The organism is Nonomuraea aridisoli, from assembly GCF_003236395.1.
GTDB classification, from domain to species: Bacteria; Actinomycetota; Actinomycetes; order Streptosporangiales; family Streptosporangiaceae; genus Nonomuraea; species Nonomuraea aridisoli.
This window is the reverse complement of sequence record NZ_POUD01000094.1, coordinates 19,876-28,897: the sequence shown is the minus strand read 5'-3', so window position 1 is coordinate 28,897 and position 9,022 is coordinate 19,876. Positions and strand designations below refer to the sequence as shown.

Genomic DNA, 9,022 nt, shown 5'->3' with positions numbered 1-9,022 from the left:
CCCCCCGCCCGGTCGCCACGTCCGCGACCACCCACCGCACGCCGCTCCCGGACGCCCGCGCCGAACGGCTGGCCGCCCGCACGTCATGCCCGTCGGCGACGAGCCGTTCCACCAGGGCACGCCCGAGCCGCCCGCTTCCGCCTGTCACAAGAACCGCCGTCATGCCCTATGGACGGCGCCACGGGGTGCGATGTGACAATGTTGCGGTAAATCACGGCATTTTCTTCGCGCGCCTGAGGGGATCATGACTCCAGAGCAGCCCGGCCCGCAGGAACCCGATCCCGACCGGACGATCAGGCACCGCCATCCCCGCCCGGTCCACCAACCCCGGCACGACTCACCGGAGCACCCCGCCACCCAGCGGCTGCCGTACACGCCGGACATGCTGCCCGACGTCCCGCACTACGAGACGAAGCCCCCCAGATCAGCCTGGTGGTGGGTGATCGTCACCGGCGGCGCGGTCCTGCTCCTGGCCGCGGCGGCCGTGGCCGTGATCCTCTGGGCGAACAGCGCCGACGCGGGCGTGCACGCGTACCAGCCGCAGCCCGTCAGCCTGGCCTGAGGCCCGTCTTCGGAACGTCGGCAGCCGTACCCGCCGGGAGGACGCGCGCCACCACACCCGAAAGGCGCGTCCTCCAAGCACTTTTGGCAAGAGATCTCCCCACATGCGGGAAACACAGCCATCTCTTTGGATAGGTCGTAATAGAGGAAGACGACTTCCGGAAATTGTGCGCAATGTCACATGTGGGACTGGAATCGGGCCCCACCTCCGGAAGTTGAGCGAGTTACGACTGACCAAACAGGCCAGCCTCGCAAACGCCATCGGCGGAGGTTCTCATGAAGGCATGGTCACGCTGGCAGGACTGGGTCACCCTGGTCGCCGGCATCTACGCGGCACTCTCCCCGATCTGGGTCAACGGCGCGTCGGGCGCCGCGCCCTCGCTGATCGTGCTGGGTGTCCTGACCGCGATCACCTCTCTGGTATCGCTGGCGAACCCGGGAGTGGTCGCCACGGAATGGCTCAACGCCCTCTGGGGCGTCCTGCTGTTCGTCGCGCCGTGGGTCATCACCTACACCCAGAGCGTGGGCGCGTCGTGGACGTCCTGGGTCGTGGGCGTCATCACGGTGGTCCTCAGCCTGACGGCGGTCCCCGCCAGCAAGGCGGCGCACCGTCACGTGATCCAGCACTGACCCATCACCACAAAGGCCGGGCTCATCCGAGCGACCCGGCCTTTCGTGCGCCCACCTGCGCTCCGCCCCAACAACGGCGGGAAAACGTGAGGTGGAGCTATGGGGATTCGAACCCCAGACCTCCTCCATGCCATGGAGGCGCGCTACCAACTGCGCCATAGCCCCTGGTCACCGCTTCGAGTCCACCCGTTGCGGCGCTCGGAGAGCATATAGCCATCCGGCCCGATTCGCCTAATCGCGGCGGCTTCCCGCGCCCTGGCCACCGAAACGACCAGGGCGCCACGATCATGCACACCCCGTACGGCCCCCGAGCCGTACGGACGGGGCCCTACGCCTCGGCGTCGGGCCGGTCGTCGCTGTGCACCGGCTCGGGGAGGGTGCCGGCGTTGTGCTCCAGCAGCCGCCACCCCTTGCGTCCTTCCTGCAGGACGGACCAGGAGCAGTTTCCGAGCCCGCCGAGCGCCGGCCACAGCTCCTCCGGCAGCCCGAGCAGCTCGCAGATGCCGAGCCGCAGCGCGGCCCCGTGTGAGGCCACGACGAGCAGGCCGTCGTCGTCGAGACGGGTCACCCACCGGCGCATGGCGGCCGCCACCCGGGCGGCCACGTCGGTGACGGACTCGCCGCCGGGCGCCTCCCAGGCCACGTACTCCTCGGGCCAGCGCGCGGCGATCTCCTCGCGGGTGAGCCCCTCCCACTCGCCGCCGCCGCGTTCGCGGAAGTCCTTGTCGACCGCCACGTCCAGCCCGACGAGCCGCCCGAGCGCGAGCGCGGTGTCGTTGGCCCGCTGCAGGTCGGAGGAGACGATCAGCGTGGGGCGCAGCGAGGCCAGCAACGACGCGGCCCTCGCGGCCTGCGCCACGCCGGTCTCGTCGAGGGGGATGTCGGAGTGGCCCTGGAAGCGCTGTTCAACATTCCACAACGTCTGCCCGTGTCGCAGACATACGATCCGCTTGCTCAAGAGCGCGCTCGCTGCAGGTTGGCCTGCAGGACGCTCTCCGGCAGCGAGATGGCCGGGCAGTCCTTCCAGAGGCGCTCGAGCGCGTAGAACGTACGGTCTTCCTCGTGCTGCACGTGCACGACGATGTCGACGAAGTCGAGCAGCACCCAGCGGCCCTCGCGCTCGCCCTCGCGACGCACGGGCTTGGCGTCGGCCTCGGTGCGCAGCCGCTCCTCGATCTCGTCGACGATGGCGCGGACCTGCCGGTCGTTGGTGGCGGAGCAGAGCAGGAAGGCGTCGGTGATGACGAGCTGCTCGCTCACGTCGTAGGCCAGGATGTCATCGGCCAGCTTGTCGGCCGCGGCCTCCGCGGCGATGCGCACGAGCTGGACGGATCTCTCAGATGCGGTCACGATGCGGGTCTGTCCTCCTGTGTCGGCAGCATGCCCTTAAGTTGAGGGTACCCTTCCGGGCCCAAACCCCTCACCTGCGCCGCCGTCACCCTCAACCTGACTGGTAGAGGCCCCGCTTGTTGATGTACTGCACGATCCCGTCGGGCACGAGATACCAGATGGGCTCGCCCTTGGCGACGCGCTGCCGGCATTCGGACGAGGAGATGGCCAGGGCGGGAATTTCGAGCAGCGTCACCCGGCCCTCCGGCAGCCCGGGGTCGTGCAGCGTGTGCCCGGGGCGCGTGCAGCCGACGAAGTGGGCGAGCTCGAACAGCTCCTCCGCGTTCTGCCAGCCGAGGATCGCGCCGAGCGCGTCCGCGCCGGTGATGAAGAACAGGTCAGCCTCAGGCCCATAAATTCGCGAAATATCGCGCAAAGTATCGATGGTGAACGTCGGCCCCGGACGGTCGATGTCCACCCGGCTGACCGAGAAGCGGGGGTTCGACGCGGTGGCGATGACCGTCATCAGGTAGCGGTCCTCGGCCGCCGACACGTCACGCCCCGACTTCTGGTACGGCCGCCCGGTGGGCACGAAGACGACCTCGTCGAGCTGGAAATGGTGGGCCACCTCACTGGCGGCGACGAGGTGCCCATGGTGGATGGGATCGAACGTCCCACCCATCACCCCCACTCGTCGCTTCCCCTGCACACTGGGCGCATTCATCATGAAACGGACCTTACGCGGACGTATCCCACCAACATGATGGGACCCCCCTTGGTGATGACCGCGCATCACTTCCGTTGCGGACGTAGCATGCCGGGCATGACGACCACCCCGGACCGCAACCGCGTCCAACTGCCCGGCATCTCGTCTCGAGCCTACGAACACCCCGCAGACCGGTCCGCGCTGGTCGCTCTGCGCAAGTTGAGTGGGTTCGACACAGTTCTCAAGCAGATGTCCGGTCTCATCAGCGAGCGCCGGCTGCGCCTGATGTACCTCGCCTCGGCCGTGCGCGTGAGCGAGACCCAGTTCCGCTCCATCTACGACATGGGCCGCGACGCCGCCTACACCCTCGACCTGCACCGGATCCCCGAGATCTACATCCAGCAGGATCCGCAGGTCCAGGCCAAGGCGATCGGCTTCGACGACCCGTTCATCGTCGTCACCACGGGTCTGCTCAACCTCATGAACGAGGAGGAGCAGCGCTTCGTCATCGGCCACGAGACCTCCCACATCCTGTCGGGGCACGCGGTCTACCGCACGATGCTCGACATCCTCACCCGTCTCGCCACGCGCGTCGCCTGGATCCCGCTGGGCTACATCGGCCTGCGCGCGATCGTGGCGGGCCTGGAGGAGTGGTACCGCAAGTCCGAGCTGTCCTCCGACCGCGGCGGCCTGCTCGTCGGGCAGGACCCGGAGGCGGCCAAGCGCGCGCTGATGAAGCTGGCCGGCGGCTCCTACATGCACGAGATGAACATCGAGGCGTTCCTCGAGCAGTTCCACGAGTACGACACCGCGGGCGACCTTCGCGACGGCTTCCTCAAGGTCCTCAACCTGCTCGGCACGACCCACCCGTTCGCGGTGGTGCGTGTGGCGGAGCTGGACAAGTGGCAGCGCAGCGGCGAATACGACCGCATCATCGCCGGCGACTACCCCCGCAGGGACGACGACTCCAACGCGCGGGTGACCGACGAGATCAAGGCGGCGGCCGAGTCCTACCGCGCCTCCTGGCAGCAGTCGCAGGACCCGTTCATCGGCGTGCTGCGTGACGTGGCCGAGGGCGCCGTGAACGCGGGCGAGCGCATCTTCAACCGCTTCTCCCGCCGCGACGGCGGCCAGGGCTGACGCGAGACGGCACGCGGCCGATCCGCTTGATCAGCCGCGTCCCCGCCGCCGGCGCCCGCGTCGGCGAGGCGGCGGGACCAGCGCCAGGGCCTCTCCTGCGGCGCCGTCAGGTCACAGCAGCAACGCGATGGCGCGCACGGCGGCCGCGCACAGGGCGACGAACCCACCCAGCACGGCCAGTGCGCGCAGCCCCTCCCTGCGCAGGTCGGGCAGCCGCTGCCCGACCCGCTCGATCTCGCGGCCGGTGATCCCGCCGCACAACATCCCGAACACCACTCCGGCCACCGTCACGGGCGCGGCCTGCTGCCACCAGTCGGAGTCGATCTCGCCGCCGCCGGTCGCCCAGAGCGCTCCGCCTGAGGCCACCGCGACGGGCAGCCCCGGCCACACGACGGCGGTCACCACCGCCCCGGCCAGCGCGGCAGGGAAGAACAGCACCCGCAGCGCCACCCGCGAACGCCGCGAGCTGCGCTTCCTGACCATCCAGTGGCTCATCCACAACGTCCTGGTGAGCACCACGAACACGGTCGTGATGGCGATCGACGCGATCGGCCAGATCACCGACGTCACCACGCACGGCACGGCCAGCACCGCGAGCAGCAGCAGCGCGCCGTTGCCCGCGGGCAGCGTGGTGGACGACTCGGCCCGCAGCCCGGCCGCGCGCCCGCCCTGCGGCTTGGCGACCGCCGTCCGGCTCCGCACGGCCGCCGCCGTGCGCTGGCGCGGCCCGGTGACCTTCCCGTCCGCGCCCGCACGGGCCCGCGGCGCCGGGACCTTCCCCTCGGCCGCCGTACGCCCGCGCGCCGCGGCCGCGCCCTTGCCGTCGGCGCCGGTCCGGGTCCGCGCCACCGCGGCGCCCTTGCCGTCGGCGCCCGTACGCGTGCGCGCCACAGCGGCGCTCTTGCCGTCCGGCACGGCCCTGTTTCCGGTACGCCCGCGCGGCGGCGGCACCTTCCCCTCGGCCGGCACGGCGTTGGGGCGGCTCCTGGCGGAGCGGGCCTCCTCGGCGACCCTGCCGCGCGCGGCCGTCCCCTTGCCGCTCTCCTCCGCCGCGTCGGCGGCGGACGGGTCGGGCTCGCCCGCGCTGGTCGCCTTGGCCAGCCGCGACAGCCGATCGGCGAGCAACGCCGCCGTGGGCCGCTTGCCGGGCTCCCGGTTGAGCGCGGCCCGCACCAGCGGCAGCAGCTCGACGGGCACGCCCTTGAGGTCGGCCTGCCCGTTGAGCACCGCGTACATCTGCGCCTCGGCCGTGCCCCGCCCGAACGCCGGCCGCCCCGTCGCCGCGAACGCCACCGTCGCGGCCCAGGCGTGGATGTCGGCGGGCGAGTCGACCTGCTCGTCGGCGAAGATCTCCGGTGCGGTGTAGCCGGGCGTGCCGAGGAACGTGCCGGTCATGGTGAGCCGGGTGGCGTCGAGCACCTGCGCGATGCCGAAGTCGATCAGCACGGGGCCCTCGGCGCCCATGATGATGTTGCCGGGCTTGAGGTCGCGGTGGACGACCCCGGCCGCGTGGATGATCGCCAGCGCGGCGGCGATGCCCTGGGCCAGGCCGACGAGGCCGGAGACGTCGAGGGGGCCATCCTGGCGGACGCGTTCGAGCAGCGTCACGCCCTCTATGTGCTCCATGACGAGGTAGGGACGGGCGCCGTCGAGGTCGGCGTCGAGCACCTTGGCGACGTACGGGCTCTCGACCCGGCGCAGGGCGCGCACCTCGCGCTCCAGCCGCACGCGCGCGGTGGTGTCCTCGGCCAGGTCGTGCAGGACCTTCAGCGCGACCCGTTCGCCGCGGCGGGTGGAGGCGAGGTAGACCTCACCCATGCCACCCCGGCCGAGCCGCTCGACCAAGGTGTACGGCCCGACCTTGCCGAGCTTGCTCACCGTCCCTCCCCGCCCGGCGCGCCCATAAGGGACACAACCCTAGCGCCGGTACGCGCGTCGCCGCTTGCGGCACGCCGAAGGATTATCGGCCTGTGTGGTCGGTGAGCATCCGCTCGAGCTCCGTGGCGGGCTCGTCCGGCAGCGGCCGGCGGCCCTTCCTGCGCCAGTTGACGTGGCCGCGGCTCTCCAGCCAGAGCAGCAGACGGTCGGCGCCGAAGAGCACCGCGGCCGAGAAGACGAGGGCGACGACAATGTCCATGTCTCCCAGTCAACCCACGGGGCCGGGCGCTGGTCAGGCCGACACGCCGCCTAACCGGCCACCACCGTTCCCTCTGACGTGCGCAAATGCCCCTCACCCGTATAGATCCACTTGGTGGAGGTCAGCTCGGGCAGGCCCATCGGGCCGCGCGCGTGCAGCTTCTGCGTGGAGATGCCGATCTCCGCGCCGAACCCGAACTCGCCGCCGTCGGTGAACCTGGTCGAGGCGTTGACCGCGACGGCCGCCGAGTCGACCAGCGCGACGAACCGGCGGGCGGCCCGCTGCGAGCGGGTGACGATGGCGTCGGTGTGGCCGGAGCCGTACCGCCTGATGTGGGCCACCGCCTCCTCCAGCGAGCCGACAACGGCGGCGGCGATGTCGAGGGAGAGGTATTCGGCGAGGAAGTCGTCCTCGGTCGCGGGCACGACCTCGCCGTAGCGGGCGATCCGCTCGTCGCCGTGGACGGTCACCCCCGCCTCGCGCAGCGCCTCCAGCGCGCGCGGCACGAACGCGTCGGCGACGCCCTCGTGCACGAGGAACGTCTCGGCGGCGTTGCACACCGACGGCCGCTGCGCCTTGGCGTTGACCAGGATCTGCACGGCGAGCTTGACGTCGGCCTCGGCGTCGACGTAGACGTGGCAGTTGCCGACGCCGGTCTCGATCACCGGCACCGACGACTCCTCGACCACCGCGTTGATCAGGGACGCGCCCCCGCGCGGGATCAGCACGTCGACCAGCCCCCGGGCGCGCATGAGCTCCTTGACGGAGTCGCGGGTCTGCCCGGGCACGAGCTGCACGGCGCCCGCGGGCACCTCGGTGGCCTCCAGCGCCTCCTGCATGATCCTCACCAGGGCGGTGTTGGAGGAGTAGGCGCTGGACGAGCCGCGCAGCAGCACCGCGTTGCCGCTCTTCAGGCAGAGCGCGGCGGCGTCGACGGTGACGTTGGGGCGGCCCTCGTAGATGATGCCGATCACGCCGAGCGGCACCCTGAGCTGGCGCAGCTCCAGCCCATTGGGCAGCGTCGTGCCGCGCACGACCTCGCCGACCGGGTCGGGCAGGTCGGCCACCTGGCGCACGGCCTCGGCGACGGCCGCGATCCTGGCCTCGTCGAGCCGGAGGCGGTCGATCATCGCCTCGGACGTGCCCTGCTCCCTGGCGCGCTCGACGTCGGCGGCGTTGGCCTCGACGATCTCGGCCGCCCGCGCGACCAGGGCGTCGGCGATCGTGCGCAACGCCCGGTCCTTCGGCGCCCGCGGCAGCGGGGCCAGCTCGGCGGCGGCCTCTCGTGCCGCGTGGGCGACCTTCTGGAACTCTGTGCTCATTGCTGCTCCGCTTCGCAGGCTCAGGCGTGGGTCTCCAGTATGACGATGTCGTCCCGGTGGATCAGCTCGCGTTCATATTCCGGACCGAGCGTGCTCGCCAGCTCCCTCGTGGAGCGGCCGAGCAGGCCGGGGATCTCGGTCGCGTCGAAGTTGACCAGCCCGCGGGCCACGACGAGCCCCTGAGGGCCGCACAGGTCCACCGGGTCGCCCGCCGCGAACTCGCCCTCCACCGACGTCACCCCGGCGGGCAACAACGACTTGCGCCGCGCGACGACGGCCTCCACCGCGCCCTCGTCGAGATGCAGCCGGCCGCGGCCGGTGGTGGCGTGCGCGAGCCAGAGCAGGCGCGTGCCGGGGTGCCGGCCGCCGGGATGGAAGTACGTGCCGACGTCGGCCCCGGCGAGCGCCTGCGCGGCGTGGGCGGCTGCGGTGAGCACCACGGGCACGCCCGCCCCGGTGGCGATCCTGGCCGCCTGCACCTTGGTCACCATGCCGCCGGTGCCGACCGCGGCGCCGTTCTTGCCCAGCTCGACCCCGGCGAGGTCCTCGGGCCCGCGCACCTCCGTCAGCCGCCGCGTGCCGAGGCGGCTGGGCGGGCCGTCGTAGAGGGCGTCCACGTCGGACAGCAGCACCAGCGCGTCGGCGTGGATCAGGTGGGAGACGAGGGCGGCCAGCCGGTCGTTGTCGCCGAAGCGGATCTCGTCGGTGGCCACGGTGTCGTTCTCGTTGACGATGGGCACGATGCCCAGCTCCAGCAGCCGGTTGAGGGTGCGCTGGGCGTTGGCGTGGTTGGCGCGCCGCATCATGTCGTCGGCCGTCAGCAGCACCTGGCCGACGCGCAGCGAGTAGCGGGCGAAGGAGGAGGTGTAGCGGGCGACGAGCACGCCCTGCCCGACGGAGGCGGCGGCCTGCTGGGTCGCCAGGTCGCGCGGTCGCGCGCTCAGCCCGAGCGGGCCGAGGCCCGCCGCGATGGCTCCGGAGGAGACCAGGACGATCTGCGTCCCGGTACGGCGCCGCGCCGCCAGCACGTCCACCAGGGCGTCCACCCGATCGACATCGATCATGCCCTGAGGGGTCGTGAGGGAGGAGGAGCCGACCTTGACCACGACTTTCGACGCTGAGGCGATCTGTTCCCGCACGTCTGGCAGCCTATCCGCTCGTACCGACCCAAATAGCTACATTGACTGCATCAGTTCA

The 9,022-nt window shown here is 71.4% G+C and carries 11 protein-coding genes and 1 tRNA gene; 3 read left to right on the top strand and 9 right to left on the bottom strand.

All coding sequences use genetic code 11. The annotated features are described in order from the left end of the window. Positions 1–163: NAD-dependent epimerase/dehydratase family protein (locus tag C1J01_RS22720; protein WP_146615690.1), on the bottom strand; the 163-nt coding region annotated here is incomplete at its 3' end. A gap of 81 nt (positions 164–244) precedes the next feature. On the opposite strand from C1J01_RS22720, the gene C1J01_RS22715 reads away from it, so the two are divergent. Together C1J01_RS22715 and C1J01_RS22710 are read left to right on the top strand one after the other, a co-directional pair. Beyond that, positions 245–562, top strand: a complete 318-nt coding sequence (locus tag C1J01_RS22715; RefSeq protein ID WP_111180986.1) for a hypothetical protein — start codon at positions 245–247, stop codon at positions 560–562. A 275-nt stretch (positions 563–837) separates the two neighbouring features. Further along, a complete protein-coding gene (locus tag C1J01_RS22710) occupies positions 838–1,191 on the top strand; it encodes an SPW repeat protein (protein WP_111180985.1) in 354 nt (117 codons plus the stop codon). A 92-nt stretch (positions 1,192–1,283) separates the two neighbouring features. On the opposite strand, the gene C1J01_RS22705 is transcribed toward C1J01_RS22710, so the two are convergent. The 4 genes from C1J01_RS22705 to nadD form a co-directional block, all read right to left on the bottom strand. Next, positions 1,284–1,356: transfer RNA gene (locus C1J01_RS22705), tRNA-Ala, on the bottom strand. Positions 1,357–1,519: 163 nt separating this feature from the next. Then, complete coding sequence (locus tag C1J01_RS22700; protein ID WP_111180984.1) at positions 1,520–2,149, bottom strand: histidine phosphatase family protein; 630 nt, start codon at positions 2,147–2,149, stop codon at positions 1,520–1,522. After that, positions 2,146–2,541 (bottom strand): ribosome silencing factor, encoded by a 396-nt coding sequence (rsfS, locus tag C1J01_RS22695; RefSeq protein ID WP_111180983.1) that lies wholly within the window; start codon positions 2,539–2,541, stop codon positions 2,146–2,148. The genes C1J01_RS22700 and rsfS overlap by 4 nt, the downstream gene beginning before the upstream one ends. Before the next feature lie 91 nt (positions 2,542–2,632). Further along, positions 2,633–3,247, bottom strand: a complete 615-nt coding sequence (gene nadD / locus C1J01_RS22690) for a nicotinate-nucleotide adenylyltransferase (RefSeq protein ID WP_111180982.1) — start codon at positions 3,245–3,247, stop codon at positions 2,633–2,635. Between the two features lie 87 nt (positions 3,248–3,334). Between nadD and C1J01_RS22685 the strand changes: the two genes are divergently transcribed. Beyond that, complete coding sequence (locus tag C1J01_RS22685) at positions 3,335–4,366, top strand: M48 family metallopeptidase (protein WP_438943124.1); 1,032 nt, start codon at positions 3,335–3,337, stop codon at positions 4,364–4,366. Between the two features lie 111 nt (positions 4,367–4,477). Here C1J01_RS22685 and C1J01_RS22680 read toward each other — a convergent pair whose 3' ends face one another. The 4 genes from C1J01_RS22680 to proB all read right to left on the bottom strand — a co-directional run bounded on the left by C1J01_RS22680 (position 4,478) and on the right by proB (position 8,964). Next, the gene (locus C1J01_RS22680) at positions 4,478–6,244 is read right to left on the bottom strand and encodes a serine/threonine-protein kinase (protein ID WP_111180981.1); all 1,767 of its coding nucleotides are present in this window, start codon (positions 6,242–6,244) and stop codon (positions 4,478–4,480) included. Between the two features lie 82 nt (positions 6,245–6,326). Continuing rightward, positions 6,327–6,503: a hypothetical protein gene (locus C1J01_RS50015; RefSeq protein WP_181448909.1), complete on the bottom strand. Its 177-nt coding sequence runs from the start codon at positions 6,501–6,503 to the stop codon at positions 6,327–6,329. Between the two features lie 50 nt (positions 6,504–6,553). Then, a complete protein-coding gene (locus C1J01_RS22675; RefSeq protein ID WP_111180980.1) occupies positions 6,554–7,825 on the bottom strand; it encodes a glutamate-5-semialdehyde dehydrogenase in 1,272 nt (423 codons plus the stop codon). A 20-nt stretch (positions 7,826–7,845) separates the two neighbouring features. Continuing rightward, positions 7,846–8,964 carry a glutamate 5-kinase gene (gene proB / locus C1J01_RS22670; RefSeq protein WP_438943123.1) on the bottom strand — a complete coding sequence of 373 codons (1,119 nt, stop codon included), beginning with the start codon at positions 8,962–8,964 and terminating at the stop codon, positions 7,846–7,848. Positions 8,965–9,022 lie beyond the last annotated feature (58 nt).